This window comes from Rhodococcus sp. 320_ES, from assembly GCF_059691855.1.
This window is the reverse complement of the sequence record NZ_JCAWAG010000001.1, coordinates 690,758-707,418: the sequence shown is the minus strand read 5'-3', so window position 1 is coordinate 707,418 and position 16,661 is coordinate 690,758. Positions and strand designations below refer to the sequence as shown.

The window sequence follows — 16,661 nt, the reverse complement described above, 5'->3', positions numbered from 1 at the left end:
GGCCGGCGTGGTCTTCTTTGCTGCGGTCCTCGCGGGGGCAGCCTTCTTCGCAGCCGTCTTGGCGGGAGCCTTGGTTGCAGGCGCCTTCTTGGCCGGAGCCTTCTTGGCGGGAGCAGCCTTGGTGGCGGTGCGCTTGGCGGCGGTCTTCTTGGCGGGGGCCGCCGATGCTCCACGCTTGACGGCGGGACCGGATGCCGAAAGCTTCTGTCCCCCGGCGATGACCGCCTTGAACTGTGCGCCCGGGCGGAAGGCGGGAACGGACGTCGGCTTCACCTTGACCGTCTCACCCGTACGCGGGTTGCGGGCAACGCGAGCCGCGCGGCGACGCTGCTCGAAGACACCGAAACCGGTGATGGTCACCGAGTCACCCTTGTGCACGGCGCGCACGATGATGTCGACGATGTTCTCGACGGCCTCGGTCGCGCTGCGACGATCGGCACCCGTCTTCTCGGTCAGGGCATCGATCAGTTCTGCCTTGTTCATGAATTCCTCCGCGTTGACTGATGGCCCATCGTCGGACCGACTGCCCCCTACGGTAAACCGGAAATCCGCCCTAGTCCACGAGGCACGCCAAATCAAGGGGGCGTGGCGAGATGTCAGCCCCCCCAAAGCGTGTCGCGAAAGACCTCGAAAAAGTGAACCCGATCGGGCTCAGGAAGCGGTCTCCGTCGTCACCGGTTTCCATGACGGCCTTGACTTTTCGTACTCGGAAATGGCTTCTACCTGCCGTAATGTCAATCCGATGTCGTCCAGACCTTCGAGCAGACGCCACCGCGTGTAGTCGTCAATGTCGAAGCGCACCACTAGCGTTCCGGCGCTCACGGTCTTCGTTTCGAGGTCCACAGAAATTTCCAGACCCGGCTGCTGTTCGAGCGCTTTCCAGATCAATTCGACGTCCGATTGCTCGACCTGCGCCGCGAGGAGACCCGCTTTTCCGGCGTTTCCACGGAAGATGTCGGCGAAGCGCGAGGCGATTACGACCCGAAATCCGAAGTCGGAGAGAGCCCACACGGCATGCTCGCGAGAGGATCCCGTACCGAAATCGGGGCCCGCCACCAGAACCGAACCCTTGTCGTAGGGCGGGACGTTGAGGACGAAACTCGGATCACCCCGCCACGCGGCGAACAGTCCGTCCTCGAATCCCGTGCGGGTCACCCGTTTCAGGTACACCGCGGGAATGATCTGGTCGGTGTCGACATTGGACCGCCGGAGCGGTACGCCGATACCCGTGTGCTTCGTGAACTTGTCCACTTCGAAAATCTCCTAGCGAAAGTCGTTGGTGCGCGATGACAATGTGAATCGGGTCAGTCGAGGTCGGCCGGTGCCGAGAGCCGGCCCCGCACCGCCGTGGCGGCCGCGACCGCCGGCGAGACCAGATGGGTACGACCACCTTTGCCCTGACGACCTTCGAAATTGCGATTGGACGTCGACGCCGAACGTTCACCGGGAGCGAGTTGGTCCGGGTTCATTCCCAGACACATCGAGCATCCGGCCTGCCGCCACTCGGCACCCGCCGCGGTGAAGATCTCCCCCAGCCCTTCCGATTCCGCCTGTGCGCGAACGCGCATGGAACCGGGTACGACGAGCATCCGGACGCCGTCGGCGACCGTCCTTCCGTCGAGAATGCTCGCCGCCACACGCAGATCCTCGATGCGTCCGTTGGTGCACGATCCGAGGAACACCGTGTCGACCGTGATGTCGCGCAACGGCGTTCCGGGGGTGAGCCCCATGTAGAACAACGCCTTCTCCGCGGACTGGGCCTCGCCCTCGTCCGCGATGGCCGCCGGATCGGGCACCGAGTCACCAAGCGGCGCACCCTGTCCCGGATTGGTACCCCAGGTAACGAACGGCGTCAGGGAGCTGCCGTCGATGCGGACCTCCTTGTCGAACACCGCGCCCTCGTCGGTGACGAGCTTCTTCCATTCCTCGACCGCGGCGTCCCAGTCGGCACCCTTCGGGGCGTGCGGGCGACCTTCGATGTAGTCGAAGGTGGTCTGATCGGGCGCGATCATTCCGGCGCGGGCTCCGGCCTCGATCGACATGTTGCAGATGGTCATTCGGCTTTCCATCGACATCTTCTCGATGGCTTCGCCGCGGTACTCGATCACGTGACCCTGCCCGCCGCCGGTACCGATCTGCGCGATCACCGCGAGAATCAGGTCCTTGCTGCTGACGTCGGGGCCGAGAACGCCGTCGACGGTCACGGCCATGGTCTTGAACGGTCGCAGTGACAGCGTCTGCGTCGCCATCACGTGTTCGACCTCGCTGGTGCCGATTCCCATTGCGATGGCACCGAATGCGCCGTGGGTGGACGTGTGCGAGTCACCGCAGACCACGGTCATACCCGGCTGCGTCAGACCGAGCTGCGGCCCGATGATGTGCACGATGCCCTGATCGATGTCGCCCATGGGGTACAGGCGAAGACCGAACTCCTCGCAGTTGCGCCGAAGCGTGTCGACCTGCGTACGCGAGACGAGGTCGGCGATGGGCTGGTCGATGTCCACCGTCGGAACGTTGTGGTCCTCCGTCGCGATCGTCAGATCGGGCCGGCGAAGGCCGCGGCCCGCCAAGCGAAGTCCGTCGAACGCCTGCGGGCTGGTGACCTCGTGCACGAGGTGGAGGTCGATGTAGATCAAGTCGGGCTTCTGGGCGTCACCGTCTCCGCCGCCGGGCACCACGACGTGCTGATCCCACACCTTCTGCGCCAACGTTCTTGCACCACTCACGAGCGTCACTCCAATGTCGATGGTTTTTGAATCTCATCATTCGGGATACTAGTATCGAACTATGAGACAGCATAGCGGCATCGGCGTTCTCGACAAAGCGGTGACCGTGCTCCATGCGGTTGCCGACCGACCGTGCAACCTGACCGATCTCAGCGCCCGCACCGGGCTGCCCCGGGCGACGGCACACCGACTCGCCGTCGGCCTCGAGGTTCACCGCCTGATCGCACGCGATCCCGACGGCCTGTGGAGGCCGGGACCGGCCCTCGCCGAACTCGGCGCCAAGGCCGACGACCCACTGCTCGATGCCGCGGCCGCGGTGCTGCCGAGGCTGCGCGAGATCACCGGCGAGAGCGTGCAGCTCTATCGCGTCGAAGGGTCCTTCCGGGTCTGCGTGGCATCGGTCGAGCCGCCGACGGGTCTGCGCGACACCGTGCTCGTCGGTGCACGTCTCCCCCTCACCGCAGGCTCGGGCGCCAAGGTCCTGTTGGCGTGGGCGGACCCGGCGCTGGTGCGAGCCGTGCTGCCGAATGCAGCGTTCGGGGAACGTGTGCTGGCCGAGGTGCGCAAACGCGGCTGGGCGCAGAGCGCCGCCGAGCGGGAAGCGGGCGTGGCCAGTGTCGCCGCGCCGGTCCGGGATGCGGCTGACAACGTCGTCGCCGCGATCTCGGTGTCCGGACCGATCGACCGCATGGGACGACGTCCTGGATCACGTTGGGCCGCAGATCTTCTCGCTGCAGCAGACGCCATCGCCAAGCGGCTGTGACCGCGTTCGGGCAAAAAATTCGGGCGACAGGACCGTGGGCGGCGAGTACATTTTCGAGCATGACCGACGACACACCGACCCGATCCGACAGCGCCGAATCAGCCAGTGATGCGCAGAAGCGGAAGTTTCGGGAGGCGCTGGAGAAGAAGAAGGCCAAGAACATTCCGACCGAGAAGCACCAGAACGGCTCGAAGGTCGATTCTGCTCACGGCCCCGCAGCGCACGCACCGATGTTCCGACGTAAGAGCATCTGAGATCCGAACGAAGAAAAAGACCCTCCGAGAAATCGGAGGGTCTTTTCGCGTTGTAGCCCCGACGGGATTCGAACCCGCGCTACCGCCTTGAGAGGGCGGCGTCCTAGGCCGCTAGACGACGGGGCCAGGAACTTCAGTTGTTGCAAATACTTCTTGGTCAAGCTGCGAAAGCTTAGCCGGTGAGGAAATCGAAGACCAAATCGTCTTCGCTTCGACGCTGGGGTACCAGGACTCGAACCTAGAATGGCGGTACCAGAAACCGCTGTGTTGCCAATTACACCATACCCCAATGACCCGTCTCCGGGCCGAGGAGAAGACTACCAAACACCTACGCTGGTTCTCCAAATCCGCTGGTCAGGGGCTGTTCTTACCGGTCGGATCGGGCGCCGCCGCCGTAGGAGGGTCACTGAAGGTGACCTCGATCTCCTCGAAACCTTTGCTGCGCTGAGCTTCTGCTTGCGCCGTGTAGGCATCCTTGTCGCCCTCGGTCAGCTCGACGTTGTCCGTGAACGGGGTGAGCAGCGCCCGAGGGTGCAATGTGTCGACCCGCACGGCGTTGACCTCGAGGCACAGCACCAGCATCACGGACGCGATGTAGAGGAACGCGAGCAGACCCAACACGATGGCAAAAACGCCGTTCGTGGTGCTCGCGGAGCCCACGACGTACTTGATGTAGATGCTGCCGAAGGACTGCATCGCCTGCCACGCCACCGCGGCGATCACCGCGCCCGGCAGGACGTCCCGAGGCGTCAGCGTGCGGGTGGAGCCGATGATGAAGGCGCCGACGAAGGTCGCGGTGTTGACCACCAGGGAGGCGGCGAGAACCAGCAGGTGCGCGCTCGGTCCGAAGAATCCGGCGGAATTGAACCCGTTCAGGACCGTCACACCGATGATCGCCGAGCCGACGGTGCCGAGCAGGAAGAGCCCCCGGACGCGCGCGCGAACAGGATCGGGTCGCAGATTCTTCGGCACCGACCACACGACGTTCATGGCGTTCTGAACCGCCACCGCCACTCCGAGCCCGCCGTAGAGCGACCCGACGACGCCGATCACGATGGCGGGCGTGCCGCCGCTGAGACGGTCGGGTTGGCCGAGCTGATCGCCGATCAGCGGTATCTGATTGAGCGCCGAATCGAGAATGGTCTGCTGCAATTCCGGGTTACCGGCCAGGACGATGCCCAGCACCGTCGAGGCGAGGAGCAGCAGCGGAAACAAGGAGACGAACCCGTAGTACGCGATCAGGGCGGCGAGGTAGCCACCCTGATCGTCGAAGAACTTGTAGAACACGGCCAGCGGGAAGCCGGCTGCGGGGTGGCGCTGTTGAAACCGGTCGACGCGATCGGTGACGCCCATGGTCGGCTACTCCGAACCGATCGACGCGCGCGCGTCACGCAACCGGGCCAGCGAGGTGGAGCGGCCGAGCAGTTCCATCGATTCGTAGAGCGGTGGGCTGATGTGCGATCCGGTGATCGCGACCCGCACCGGCGCGAATGCCTTGCGAGGCTTCAGTTCCAGCCCGTCGATGAGCGCCGCCTTGAGTGCGTCCTCGAGTTCGGCCGCCGTCCAGGCGTCCACACCCTCGGCGGCCGCGATGGTGGCGTCGAGTACGGGCGCAGCGTCCGGTCCGAGGTTCTTCGCCGCGGACGCCGGGTCGAGCGTGAACTGCTCGGGTGGCAACAGCAGGAACTTCAGCAGGTCCCACGCGTCGGACATCACGACGATGCGGGTCTGCACCAGTTCGGCCGCCTCGGCGAAGACTGCGTCGTCCACCTCGGCCGGCAGCCGGCCCGACTCGGTGAGGAAGCGCTTCAGGCGCACCACGAAGTCGGCTGGCTCGAGCAGTCGAATGTGCTCCGCGTTGATCGCGTCTGCCTTCTTCTGATCGAATCGCGCCGGGTTCGAATTCACGCGTGAGATGTCGAACGCGGCGACCATCTCGTCGAGCGAGAACACGTCGTGATCGTCGGCGATGGCCCATCCCAGCAACGCCAGGTAGTTCAGCAGGCCCTCGGGGATGAAGCCTCGGTCGCGGTGCAGGAAGAGGTTCGACTCGGGGTCGCGCTTGGACAGCTTCTTGTTGCCCTGGCCCATCACGAACGGCAGATGGCCGAATTGCGGTGTCGCATCGGCGACTCCGATACGGATCAGCGCCTCGTACAACGCCAACTGGCGAGGCGTGGAGGACAGCAGGTCCTCTCCGCGCAGCACGTGCGTGATCTTCATCAGGGCGTCGTCGACGGGGTTGACGAGTGTGTAGAGCGGGTCGCCGCTCCCCCGGGTCAACGCGAAATCGGGCACCGTTCCCGCGCGGAACGTGGTCTCGCCGCGCACGAGATCGGTCCACGTCAGGTCGTGGTCCGGCATGCGCAGACGCACGACGGCCGGACGACCCTCGGCGCGGAACGCCTGCCGCTGGTCCTCGGTCAGATCGCGATCGAAGTTGTCGTATCCGAGCTTCGGATCACGGCCGGCGGCCTTGTGCCGGGCCTCGACTTCCTCTGAGGTGGAGAACGATTCGTACGCCTCCCCTGCTTCGAGCAACTTCGCGACGACGTCGAGGTGCTGGTCGCGGCGCAGCGACTGCCGGTACGGCTCGTAGGGGCCGCCGACCTCGGGACCCTCGTCCCACTCGAGCCCGAGCCACCGGAGTGCGTCCAGGATCGCCTGGTACGACTCCTCCGTGTCCCGGTTCGCGTCGGTGTCCTCGATGCGGAAGACGAAGGCGCCGCCGTGGTGTCGCGCGAACGCCCAGTTGAACAACGCGGTGCGGACCAACCCGACGTGCGGGGTTCCGGTGGGAGACGGGCAGAAGCGGACCCGAACGCGATTGTCGGTGTCGCTCATGGCTTGTCCACCACAGGGTTGGTGAGCGCGCCGATGCCCTCGACCTCGACGGTCACGGACTGACCGGCCACGATCGGGCCGACGCCTTCGGGTGTACCGGTCAGGATCACGTCGCCGGGCAGCAGAGTCATCACCGCCGAGATCCACTCGATGATCTCCGGAATGTCGTGCAGCAGAAGCGATGTGCGGCTACGTTGCTTCACCTCGCCGTCGACGGTCGTGGTGATCTCGAGGTCCGACGGGTCGATCGCGGTTTCGATCCACGGGCCGAGCGGGCAGAACGTGTCGTATCCCTTGCCGCGGGTCCACTGCCCGTCCGCCTTCTGCTGATCGCGCTCGGTGACGTCGTTGGCGACGGTGTACCCGAGAATCACGTCCTTCGCCTTCTCCGCCAGAACGTCCTTGCACGGGCGGCCGATCACGACGGCCAGCTCGCCTTCGTAGTGGACGTTCCGCGCCCCGAGCGGGCGCACGATGTTCGCACCGGGACCGACGATGGAGGTGTTCGGCTTGATGAAGATCACCGGGTTCTCGGGCGGCTCGGCGCTGCCGGTCTGCCCGGCCATTTCGCTGACGTGTGCCGCGTAGTTCTTTCCGATGCAGATGACCTTGCTCGCCAGGATCGGTGCGAGAAGTCGCACGTCGTCCAGCGCCCAGCTGCGCCCCGTGAACGTGGGCGTTCCGAACGGATGCTCGGCGATTTCACGCGCCGTTCTGCCGTCCCCTTCACCTTCGATACTGACGAACGCAACACCGTCCGGACTTGCCACTCGACCCAATCGCATGGCCGAAGTCTATCCAGGCGGCGCGCGGTATCGCGGACGCCAGGAGTAGAGTTCACAATACAGGAACACAATCTCACAATATGAGATACGAATTCGAGGAGTCGAGCCGGTGTCAGTCGAGAACAGCACGGAGACAATCGGTTCCGCGCGGCGCTGGTCGATGTTGGCGTTGAGCATGCTGACCACTGCCGCAGCCGCGTTGTTGATCAACGGCGCGGCGTTCCTGCTCCCGTCGCTCGTCGACGACCGCGGCCTCACCTTGTCGACCGCCGGAATCGTCGTGGCGATGCCGACCGTCGGCGTACTTCTGACCCTCTTCCTCTGGGGGTCATTGGTCGATCGCTACGGCGAGCGCGGCGTTCTCGTCGCCGGTTCGCTGCTCACCGCCGCAGCGGCCGCCGGCGCGGCGTCGACCGACTCCACTGTGGGCCTGTCGATCTGCCTCCTGCTGGGCGGAATGGCGGCGGCGAGCGCCAACAGTGCCACCGGACGCGTCGTGGTCGGGTGGTTCCCCGCCCACCGGCGCGGTCTCGCCATGGGCATCCGGCAGATGTCGCTTCCACTCGGAGTTGCGCTGTCCTCGTTGACGATTCCCACCTTGGCGCGCGATCACGGCATCGGGACCGCAATGCTTCTCCCGGCCGGAGCGTGTCTGCTGGCCGCAGCGGGGTGCGCCGTCGGGATCGTCGACCCACCGCGCCCGTCTCGCAGCGACGCGCTCGACGGCGGGATGTACGACAACCCCTACCGCGGCTCCGATTCGCTGTGGCGCATCCATCTCGCATCGGTTCTGCTCGTCGTGCCGCAGTACGTGGTGTGGACCTTCGCACTGGTGTGGCTCATGACGGACCGAAACTTCACCGAGGAATCCGCCGGTCTGCTGATCACCGCGACGCAGATCCTGGGCGCACTCGGCAGGATCGGCGCCGGCGCTCTGTCCGATCGCGTCGGCAGCCGAATGCGGCCGTTCCGCTGGATCGCCATCGCCACGTCGATCACGATGGCCCTGCTCGCGCTCACCGACGAACTCGACTCGGGGGTATCGATCGCCCTGCTCGTCGTAGCGTCGGTGGTCACCGTGGCACCCAACGGGCTGGCCTTCACCGCCGTCGCCGAGATCGCCGGACCGTTCTGGTCGGGTCGCGCGCTCGGCACGCAGAACACGAGCCAGTACCTGGCGGCGTCGCTGGTTCCGCCCCTGTTCGGAGCGGCCATCACCGCCTTCGCGTTCCCCGTCGCGTTCGCGATCTCGGCGATCTTCCCGGCGCTGGCGGTGCCGGTGATACCGAAGGATCGGGAGTAGGTGACCTTCTCGCGGTGATCACGGCGATATTGTTCGAAGATCAGCGAAATCCGAACAATACGACCGTGATCATCGGGCAGGTCGACAGCTAGAGACTCGCCGCGATCCGATCGCCGATCTCGGTGGTCGAGCCCGCGGCATCTCCCCGCGACGCGAGATCCGCAGCCACGGCCTTCTCGACACGGGCAGCCGCGTCGTGCTCACCGAGGTTGTCCAAGAGCAACGACAACGACAGGATCGCGGCCGTCGGATCGGCTTTGCCCTGTCCGGCGATGTCCGGAGCGCTGCCGTGCACCGGCTCGAACATCGACGGGTTGGTCGACGTTCCGTCGATATTGGCACTCGCGGCGAGTCCGATGCCACCGCTCACCGCTGCGGCCAGGTCGGTGACGATGTCGCCGAAGAGGTTGTCGGTCACGATGACGTCGAACCGTCCGGGGTCCGTCACGAGGTGAATCATCGCGGCATCGATGTGCTGGTAGGCAACCTCGACGCCCGGGAACTCGGTGGCGACCTCGTCGACCGTGCGCTTCCACAGCGAGCCGGCGTACGCGAGCACGTTGGTCTTGTGCAGGAGCGTGAGGTGGTTGCCGCGAGCCTGCGCGCGGGCGAACCCGTCGCGCACCACACGCTCGACGCCGAAGCGGGTGTTGAGCGAGACCTCGGTAGCCACCTCGTGCGGCGTTCCGGTCCGGATCGCGCCACCGTTTCCGGTGTACGGACCCTCGGTCCCCTCGCGCACCACGACGATGTCGATCGGCTTGTTGCCCACGAGCGGTCCGACGACCCCGGGATAGAGCTTCGACGGACGCAGGTTGATGTGATGATCGAGCGCGAACCGCATATTGAGAAGCAGTCCGCGCTCGAGCACTCCGCTGGGAACCGACGGATCGCCGATGGCGCCCAACAGGATTGCGTCGTGTCCGCGGATCTCGTCCAGCACCGACTCCGGCAGCAGTTCGCCGGTGGCGTGGTAGCGACGGGCACCGAGGTCGTAGTCCGTCTTCTCCGCACCCGGGGCGACGACGTCGAGAACCTTCAGTGCTTCGGTGACGACCTCGGGGCCGATTCCGTCGCCGCCGATGACCGCGAGCTTCACGAGAGGTCCACCAGTTCGATGAGGGTGGCGGACACCGCGTCGGTGATCGCCGTACGCACGTCGGTCGGCACGTCACGGTCGACGCGCAGCAGCACGGTGGCGCTGTCGCCCTCGGCGTCCTGGCTCAACGCGGCAGCCTGGATGTCGATGCCGGCGTCGCCGAGTGCGGTGCCGATGCGGCCGAGCGAACCGGGCTTGTCGCCGTAGGAGACGATCAGGTTCTTGCCCTCGGCGCGCAGATCGAAGTTGCGTCCATTGATGTTGACGATCTTCTCGACCGCCTGCGGTCCGGTGAGGGTGCCGGCGACATTGACGACGGATCCGTCACCGAACACGGCACGAAGGTCGACGACGCTGCGGTGGTTGGGGCTCTCCGTGGTCACCGTGACCTCGGCGGACACGCCGCGGTCGGCGGCCAACGACGGAGCGTTGACGAAGGTGACGGCCTCGTCGATGACGGCCGAGAACACTCCGCGCAGCGCCGACAGCTTCAGGATCTCGACGTCCTCCGACGCGAGTTCACCGAACACGTCGACCGAGATCGAGGTGGGCACGCCGTCGGACAGCGCGCCGACGATCAGACCCTGCTTGCGCACGATGTCGAGCCACGGGGCGACTTCCTCGCCCACGGCGCCGCCCTTGACGTTGACCGCATCCGGCACGAATTCACCGGCGAGAGCGAGCAACACGGACTTCGCGACGTCGGTACCCGCGCGATCCTGCGCCTCGGACGTCGACGCGCCGAGGTGCGGCGTCACCACGACCTGGGGCAGCTCGAACAGCGGGCTGTCGGTGCACGGCTCGCTGGCGTAGACGTCGATGCCCGCGCCGAACACGTGGCCGCTGGTGATGGCGTCGGCGAGAGCCTGCTCGTCGACCAGTCCGCCGCGGGCGGCGTTGACGACGATGACGCCCTTCTTGGTCTTGGCGAGGGCGTCCTTGTCGATGAGGCCGGTGGTCTCGGGCGTCTTGGGAAGGTGCACGGAGAACATGTCGGCCCGCTCGAGCAGTTCGTCGAGGCTGACCAGCTCGATACCCAATTGCGCTGCGCGAGCGGCAGATACATACGGGTCGTACGCGATGATGTGGGTCTCGAAGGCCGCGAGGCGCTGTGCGAACAGCTGGCCGATGCGGCCGAGTCCGACGACACCGACGGTCTTGCCGAAGATCTCGACCCCGTTGAACTTGCTGCGCTTCCACTGGTGGTCACGCAGGGTGGCGTCGGCGGCGGGGATCTGACGCGCGGCGGCGAGGAGCAGCGTGACGGCGTGCTCGGCCGCGGTGTGGATGTTCGACGTCGGGGCGTTGACGACGAGGACGCCGCGCTCGGTGGCTGCGGGGACGTCGACGTTGTCCAGGCCGACTCCGGCGCGGGCGACGATCTTGAGGTTCGATCCGGCGGCGAGCACCTCGGCGTCGACGGTCGTGGCCGAACGCACCAGCAGTGCGTCGGCCTCGGGAACGGCGGCGAGGAGAGCGGGACGGTCCGGTCCGTCCACCCACCGGACCTCGACTCCGTCACCGAGTGCGTCGACGGTGGACTGGGCGAGCTTGTCGGCGATGAGGACGACTGGACGGCCTGGCTGGCTCACGTGGAGAACTCCCTGGAGGTGTTGAACGGTGGCGGGGACAGCTTAGAGCGGAGGCATCAAGGGCAGGAGTGGAGCCTGCGGAACGACTCGAGAAACAGGAGTGGAGCCTGCGGAACGACTCGAGAAACAGGAGTGGAGCCTGCGGAACGACCCACGGACACAGGGGCACCCTCGGTCGCGTGAACGGTGTGAGGGTGCCCCTGAGTCGGAGAAGCAGTAGTGACTACGCAGTTTCCGTGATCGGGCGGTCGACCCAGCTCATCAGGTCGCGCAGCTTCTTGCCGGTGACCTCGATGGGGTGCTCGGCGTTCTCCTTACGCAGTCCTTCGAGTTCGGTGTTGCCGTTCTCGACGTTGGCGACGAGGCGGCGGGTGAATTCGCCGGACTGGATGTCGGCGAGGATCGCCTTCATGCGCTCCTTGGTGCCGGCGTCGATGACGCGGGGGCCGGAGAGGTAGCCGCCGAACTCCGCGGTGTCGGACACCGAGTAGTTCATGCGCGCGATGCCGCCCTCGTACATGAGGTCGACGATCAACTTGAGCTCGTGCAGCACCTCGAAGTAGGCCATCTCGGGGGCGTAACCGGCCTCGACCATGACCTCGAAGCCGGTCTTGACCAGCTCTTCGGTTCCGCCGCAGAGCACGGCCTGCTCGCCGAAGAGGTCGGTCTCGGTCTCTTCCTTGAACGTGGTCTTGATGACGCCGGCGCGGGTGCCGCCGATGGCGCGGGCGTAGGACAGCGCGAGCGCCTGGCCTTCACCCTTCGGGTCCTGGTCGATGGCGATCAGGGCGGGAACGCCCTTGCCGTCGACGAACTGGCGACGCACGAGGTGACCCGGTCCCTTGGGGGCGACCATGCCGACGGTGATGTTGTCGGGTGCCTCGATCAGGTCGAAGTGGATGTTGAGCCCGTGACCGAAGAACAGCGCGTTGCCGTCCTCGAGGTTCGGCTCGATGTCTTCCTTGAAGATCTGCGCCTGAGCGGTGTCGGGCGCGAGCAGCATGATGACGTCGGCCCACTCGGACACCTCGGCCGGCGTTCCGACTCCGAGGCCCTGCTCGGCAGCCTTGTCGCGCGACTTCGAGCCTTCCTTCAGACCGATACGAACGTCGACGCCCGAATCACGCAGGCTCAGCGAGTGCGCGTGGCCCTGGCTTCCGTACCCGATCACCGCGACCTTGCGGCCCTGGATGATCGAGAGATCGGCATCGTCGTCGTAGAACATCTCGACTGCCACTGTGGTTTCCTCCTTGGTTGTCCGGACCGAAAAGCCCGGCAGGGTTTGGTGAATGTTAACGAGACGCCGTGATGGACTTCGGTCCGCGCCCGACGGCGACGACACCGGACTGCACGATCTCTCGAATTCCGTACGGGTCCAACATGCGCAGCAACGCGTCCAGCTTCGAGCGGGTGCCCGTGGCCTCGACGGTCACGGCTTCGGGCGAGACGTCGATGACCTTGGCGCGGAACAGGTTCACCGTCTCGATCACCTCGCTGCGGACGCTGGCGTCGGCGCGCACCTTGATCAGGAGCAGTTCGCGCGCCACCGACGCGTCGTCTTCCTGCTCCACGATCTTGATGACGTTGACGAGCTTGTTGAGCTGCTTGGTCACCTGTTCGAGCGGGAACTCGTCGACGGTCACCACGATGGTCATTCGGGAGATCTCGGGAATCTCGGTGCCGCCCACCGCCAGGGAGGCGATGTTGAATCCGCGCCGGGAGAAGAGCGATGCCACGCGGGCGAGCACGCCCGGCTTGTCCTCGACGAGGACGCTGAGAGTGTGACTCGTGCTCACAGCACTGTGCCTTTCGCTTGATCGAGGGAGGTGGCACTGTCGTTGGGGGAAAGTGAAGTCGACGGAACGAGAGTCGGCTCCTCGGACGATTCGTCGTTGTCGAACAGCGGACGGATGTCGCGCGCAGCCATGATCTCGGTGTTGGACGTGCCCGCGGCCACCATCGGCCACACCTGCGCGTCGGCGCCGACGATGAAGTCGATGACCACCGGGCGGTCGTTGATCGCCCGCGCCTGCGCGATGACGGCGTCGACGTCTTCCTCACGCTCGCAGCGCAATCCGACGCATCCGAGCGCCTCGGCGAGCTTGAGGAAATCGGGGATGCGCACGGCGCCGTGGGTGCCGAGGTTGGTGTTGGAGTAGCGCTCCTCGTAGAACAGCGTCTGCCACTGGCGCACCATGCCGAGGTTGCCGTTGTTGATGACGGCGACCTTGATGGGGATGCCCTCGACGGCGCAGGTGGCCAACTCCTGGTTGGTCATCTGGAAGCAGCCGTCACCGTCGATGGCCCACACCTCGGTGTCCGGCATGCCCATCTTGGCGCCCATCGCGGCCGGCACGGCGTATCCCATGGTGCCCAGTCCGCCCGAGTTGAGCCACGTGCGCGGCTTCTCGTAGGCGATGAACTGCGCCGCCCACATCTGGTGCTGACCGACTCCGGCGCAGTAGATGGCGTCGGGTCCGGCGAACTTGCCGATCGAGCTGATGACGAACTCCGGCGACATGCTGCCGTCGGACGGGCGGTCGTAGCTGAGCGGGAACGTCTTTCGGATGTTGTCGAGGTACTTCCACCACGGCGCGATGTCGATGACGGTGCCGGTGGCGCGATCGTTGCGGATCGCCTCGATCAGTTCGACGATCACCTCGCGGCAGTCGCCCACGATCGGCACGTCCGCGTAGCGGTTCTTGCCGATCTCGGCGGGGTCGATGTCGGCGTGGATGACCCGCGCGTTGGGAGCGAAGGAGTCCAGGCGTCCGGTGACCCGGTCGTCGAAGCGAGCGCCGAGGGTGATGAGCAGGTCGCTGCGCTGCAGAGACGCCACGGCTGCCACCGTGCCGTGCATTCCGGGCATTCCCAGATTGAGGTCGTGACTGTCCGGAAAGACGCCGCGCGCCATGAGCGTGGTCACGACAGGGATTCCGGTGAGCTCGGCGAGCTCCAACAGTTCCTGTGCCGCATTGGCTTTGATGACTCCGCCGCCGACGTACAGCACCGGCTGCGACGCGTCGGCGATGAGGCGAGCCGCTTCGCGAACCTGCTTGCCGTGCGGCTTGGTCACCGGACGGTAGCCGGGCAGACGCATCTCCGGCGGCCAGTTGAACAGCGTCTCCGCCTGCAACACGTCCTTGGGGATGTCGACGAGCACCGCACCCGGACGGCCCGACGCCGCCAGGTAGAAGGCCTCGGCCATGATCCGGGGGATGTCCGCGCCGTCGGTGATCAGGAAGTTGTGCTTGGTCACCGGCATGGTGATGCCGGAGATGTCGGCCTCCTGGAACGCGTCGGTGCCGATGAGCGCACGGCCGACCTGGCCCGTGATGGCGACGATCGGAACCGAGTCCATCTGTGCGTCGGCGAGCGGCGTCACCAGGTTCGTGGCGCCGGGGCCGGACGTGGCGATGCAGACGCCGACCTTGCCGGTCGCCTGCGCGTACCCCGTCGCCGCGTGGCCTGCGCCCTGCTCGTGGCGAACGAGGACGTGGCGCACCTTGACCGAGTCGAAGAGGGGGTCGTACACGGGGAGTACGGCGCCGCCGGGAATGCCGAAGATGGTGTCGACGTCGAGCTCCTCGAGGGAGCGCACGACGGACTGTGCGCCGGTGACGCGCTCGGGCGGAAGTTGGCGACGGGTGACCGTCGTCGACTGCTGCGGAGCGGGCGGGCTGCCTGTGGGCGACGCCTTGCGTGCCGTGGGGCCGGGCCGTGCGGTTGGTGCGCTCACTGCTGTGTCCTTAGATCCTCATCCGGGCAAGAAAAAACCCTCGCCAGCGAATGCTGTGCGAGGGTGGCGCGTCGTGGCTGAACCGAGTCTTTCCTATCGGCTCACGCGACGACGCGCCTGCCGATTACGAGCAACTCTTTCTGCTTCACGCGTCGAACGGTAGGCGCGTGTGGCTGTATCAGTCAAACCTGGCGAACATCTGATCCCATTATGTGGGATGGCGTGTGTGCAATGCGAAGATGAAAGGGTGTCGTCTCCGCAGCAGTCCGAACCACCGTCCACAGTCTCCCACACTTCGCCGCCGGTTCCGTCGCAGGTCATCCGCGTCCAGCCGCTCGCGCTGGCCGTGGTCGCGCTCGGCCTGTTCGGCACGTCCTTCCCCGCTCTGGGATCGCCCGTACTCTTCGGCTGGCTCTTGATTCTGCCGATCGTTGCTGCCTACTGGGTGTTGCGAGTACGCACCACCGTCACCCCCGACGGCCTGCGCACCCGAAGCATGTTCTCGTCGCGGACGGTGCCGTGGTCCGAGGTCTCCGGCCTGCGTTTTCCGAAGCGCCGGTGGGCTCGTGCGGCGCTGACCGACGGCACGGAGGCCGTGCTGCCCGTCGTGACCATCGACGATCTGCCGCGCGTTGCCGCGGCGAGCGGCGGACACGTTCCGGACCCGACACCGGCGGAAACGGACGAGGCCGAATCGGTCCCCGAGAACGAGGACCGATCCGACCCGGTGGACGGCGAACGCTAGACGAGCGGGTTGGCGCCGTTCAGGAAGATCCACACCGCGACGCCGCCGGCGATGCCGAGAATCAGCACGATCACGGAGCCGAAGAACGGCCGCTTGGACCACTTGCGGCCGCCGTCGAGCGCAATACGGCCCGGACCGGTCAGCGCGATGCAGCCGGCCGCGATGCCGAGAAGCGTCTCGTACTCCACACCTGTCGGCGCGAAGAACTGCAACCCCGGCTCGGCGGTCTGCTTGAAGCACCAGGCGTTGATCATCACCGCAACCACGGACGCCGCCGCGAACGGTGTTGCCAGTCCCAGAACCAGCAGCGCGCCGCCGGCCGTCTCGCCGATCGCCGCGAGCAGAGCCAACAGCGAGGCCTGCTCGAAGCCGGACTGCGTCAGCAGATCCTCGAAGCCGCTGAGTCCCGGGCCGTTGAACGCTCCCGTGAGCTTCTGCAGGCCGTGCACGAACACGATCACGCCGACCGTCACACGCAGGATCAGCAATCCGAGGTCGGTCGTTCCGCGCCCCTCACGCACCACTTCGGTGCGCGTCGCCGTCGGCGTGTCGGTGGTGTCGGTGGCCGCGAAGTTCGTGGTCGGCGCGTTCGAGTCCGGATCCGCGTAGGCCGAATCGCGGTAGCGCGTCTCGGACGTCGATCCGCTCCCGAAACTCAGCTCGTCGTCGGTGCGCGGCACGGACGTTCGTTTGCCCGGCGGAAACTTCTCCGTCGGCTGGTCGTAGGGACTGGAGGCGCCTTCGTAGGCCGAATCCCCCGAAGTGTCTTTCGGCTTGTCACTCACGGACTTCACCCTAGTTCAGCAGGCCC

Annotated in this window: 16 protein-coding genes and 2 tRNA genes; 4 read left to right on the top strand and 14 right to left on the bottom strand. The window is 66.1% G+C overall.

Annotated elements, in window-relative coordinates:
• The 3 genes from AC59JP_RS03615 to leuC form a co-directional block, all read right to left on the bottom strand.
• Positions 1-483, bottom strand: a 483-nt coding sequence (locus tag AC59JP_RS03615) for an HU family DNA-binding protein (protein ID WP_497324250.1), incomplete at its 3' end; no start/stop codon positions are given.
• 168 nt (positions 484-651) lie between these two features.
• Positions 652-1,251: a 3-isopropylmalate dehydratase small subunit gene (gene leuD, locus AC59JP_RS03610; protein ID WP_497324249.1), complete on the bottom strand. Its 600-nt coding sequence runs from the start codon at positions 1,249-1,251 to the stop codon at positions 652-654.
• Between the two features lie 53 nt (positions 1,252-1,304).
• Positions 1,305-2,726, bottom strand: coding sequence for a 3-isopropylmalate dehydratase large subunit (leuC, locus tag AC59JP_RS03605; RefSeq protein WP_497324248.1), 1,422 nt, complete (start codon positions 2,724-2,726; stop codon positions 1,305-1,307).
• Positions 2,727-2,787: 61 nt separating this feature from the next.
• Between leuC and AC59JP_RS03600 the strand changes: the two genes are divergently transcribed.
• Both AC59JP_RS03600 and AC59JP_RS03595 read left to right on the top strand, forming a co-directional pair.
• A complete protein-coding gene (locus AC59JP_RS03600) occupies positions 2,788-3,489 on the top strand; it encodes an IclR family transcriptional regulator (RefSeq protein WP_497324247.1) in 702 nt (233 codons plus the stop codon).
• A 59-nt stretch (positions 3,490-3,548) separates the two neighbouring features.
• Positions 3,549-3,743, top strand: coding sequence for a DUF5302 domain-containing protein (locus tag AC59JP_RS03595; protein ID WP_497324246.1), 195 nt, complete (start codon positions 3,549-3,551; stop codon positions 3,741-3,743).
• A 53-nt stretch (positions 3,744-3,796) separates the two neighbouring features.
• Here AC59JP_RS03595 and AC59JP_RS03590 read toward each other — a convergent pair.
• From AC59JP_RS03590 to AC59JP_RS03570, 5 genes are all read right to left on the bottom strand, one after another.
• Positions 3,797-3,869: transfer RNA gene (locus tag AC59JP_RS03590), tRNA-Glu, on the bottom strand.
• 91 nt (positions 3,870-3,960) lie between these two features.
• Positions 3,961-4,032 (bottom strand) — tRNA-Gln (locus AC59JP_RS03585).
• A gap of 65 nt (positions 4,033-4,097) precedes the next feature.
• Entirely contained in the window at positions 4,098-5,096 is a 999-nt protein-coding gene (locus tag AC59JP_RS03580) for a YihY/virulence factor BrkB family protein (protein ID WP_497324245.1), read from the bottom strand.
• A 6-nt stretch (positions 5,097-5,102) separates the two neighbouring features.
• On the bottom strand, positions 5,103-6,587 hold the full coding sequence (gene gltX, locus AC59JP_RS03575) for a glutamate--tRNA ligase (protein WP_497324244.1): 1,485 nt from the start codon (positions 6,585-6,587) through the stop codon (positions 5,103-5,105).
• Positions 6,584-7,372: a fumarylacetoacetate hydrolase family protein gene (locus tag AC59JP_RS03570; protein ID WP_497324243.1), complete on the bottom strand. Its 789-nt coding sequence runs from the start codon at positions 7,370-7,372 to the stop codon at positions 6,584-6,586. Before AC59JP_RS03570 ends, gltX begins: the two co-directional genes overlap by 4 nt.
• Positions 7,373-7,532: 160 nt before the next feature.
• On the opposite strand from AC59JP_RS03570, the gene AC59JP_RS03565 reads away from it, so the two are divergent.
• The gene (locus AC59JP_RS03565) at positions 7,533-8,675 is read left to right on the top strand and encodes an MFS transporter (protein ID WP_497324857.1); all 1,143 of its coding nucleotides are present in this window, start codon (positions 7,533-7,535) and stop codon (positions 8,673-8,675) included.
• 88 nt (positions 8,676-8,763) lie between these two features.
• Here AC59JP_RS03565 and AC59JP_RS03560 read toward each other — a convergent pair whose 3' ends face one another.
• From AC59JP_RS03560 to AC59JP_RS03540, 5 genes are all read right to left on the bottom strand, one after another.
• Entirely contained in the window at positions 8,764-9,774 is a 1,011-nt protein-coding gene (locus AC59JP_RS03560) for a 3-isopropylmalate dehydrogenase (RefSeq protein WP_497324242.1), read from the bottom strand.
• Positions 9,771-11,366, bottom strand: a complete 1,596-nt coding sequence (gene serA, locus AC59JP_RS03555; protein WP_497324241.1) for a phosphoglycerate dehydrogenase — start codon at positions 11,364-11,366, stop codon at positions 9,771-9,773. The genes AC59JP_RS03560 and serA overlap by 4 nt, the downstream gene beginning before the upstream one ends.
• Positions 11,367-11,589: 223 nt before the next feature.
• Complete coding sequence (gene ilvC, locus AC59JP_RS03550; protein ID WP_497324856.1) at positions 11,590-12,591, bottom strand: ketol-acid reductoisomerase; 1,002 nt, start codon at positions 12,589-12,591, stop codon at positions 11,590-11,592.
• 67 nt (positions 12,592-12,658) lie between these two features.
• Complete coding sequence (gene ilvN / locus AC59JP_RS03545; RefSeq protein WP_188544686.1) at positions 12,659-13,162, bottom strand: acetolactate synthase small subunit; 504 nt, start codon at positions 13,160-13,162, stop codon at positions 12,659-12,661.
• Entirely contained in the window at positions 13,159-15,105 is a 1,947-nt protein-coding gene (locus tag AC59JP_RS03540) for an acetolactate synthase large subunit (RefSeq protein ID WP_497324239.1), read from the bottom strand. The genes ilvN and AC59JP_RS03540 overlap by 4 nt, the downstream gene beginning before the upstream one ends.
• 247 nt (positions 15,106-15,352) lie before the next feature.
• Here AC59JP_RS03540 and AC59JP_RS03535 point away from each other — a divergent pair, with 247 nt between their 5' ends.
• The gene (locus AC59JP_RS03535; protein WP_497324238.1) at positions 15,353-15,850 is read left to right on the top strand and encodes a PH domain-containing protein; all 498 of its coding nucleotides are present in this window, start codon (positions 15,353-15,355) and stop codon (positions 15,848-15,850) included.
• Here the strand turns inward: AC59JP_RS03535 and AC59JP_RS03530 are convergent.
• Positions 15,847-16,635, bottom strand: coding sequence for a DoxX family protein (locus AC59JP_RS03530; protein WP_497324237.1), 789 nt, complete (start codon positions 16,633-16,635; stop codon positions 15,847-15,849). The two genes, AC59JP_RS03535 and AC59JP_RS03530, sit on opposite strands and share 4 nt — an antisense overlap.
• Positions 16,636-16,661: the final 26 nt, after the last annotated feature.

Excerpts from the sequence above, each read along its gene's own strand:
- AC59JP_RS03600 (WP_497324247.1), top strand. The coding sequence starts at position 2,788 with ATGAGACAGCATAGCGGCATCGGCGTTCTCGACAAAGCGGTGACCGTG.
- AC59JP_RS03595 (WP_497324246.1), top strand. The coding sequence starts at position 3,549 with ATGACCGACGACACACCGACCCGATCCGACAGCGCCGAATCAGCCAGT.
- AC59JP_RS03565 (WP_497324857.1), top strand. The coding sequence starts at position 7,533 with ATGTTGGCGTTGAGCATGCTGACCACTGCCGCAGCCGCGTTGTTGATC.
- gltX (WP_497324244.1), bottom strand. The coding sequence starts at position 6,587 with ATGAGCGACACCGACAATCGCGTTCGGGTCCGCTTCTGCCCGTCTCCC.
- AC59JP_RS03570 (WP_497324243.1), bottom strand. The coding sequence starts at position 7,372 with ATGCGATTGGGTCGAGTGGCAAGTCCGGACGGTGTTGCGTTCGTCAGT.
- AC59JP_RS03580 (WP_497324245.1), bottom strand. The coding sequence starts at position 5,096 with ATGGGCGTCACCGATCGCGTCGACCGGTTTCAACAGCGCCACCCCGCA.
- ilvC (WP_497324856.1), bottom strand. The coding sequence starts at position 12,591 with ATGTTCTACGACGACGATGCCGATCTCTCGATCATCCAGGGCCGCAAG.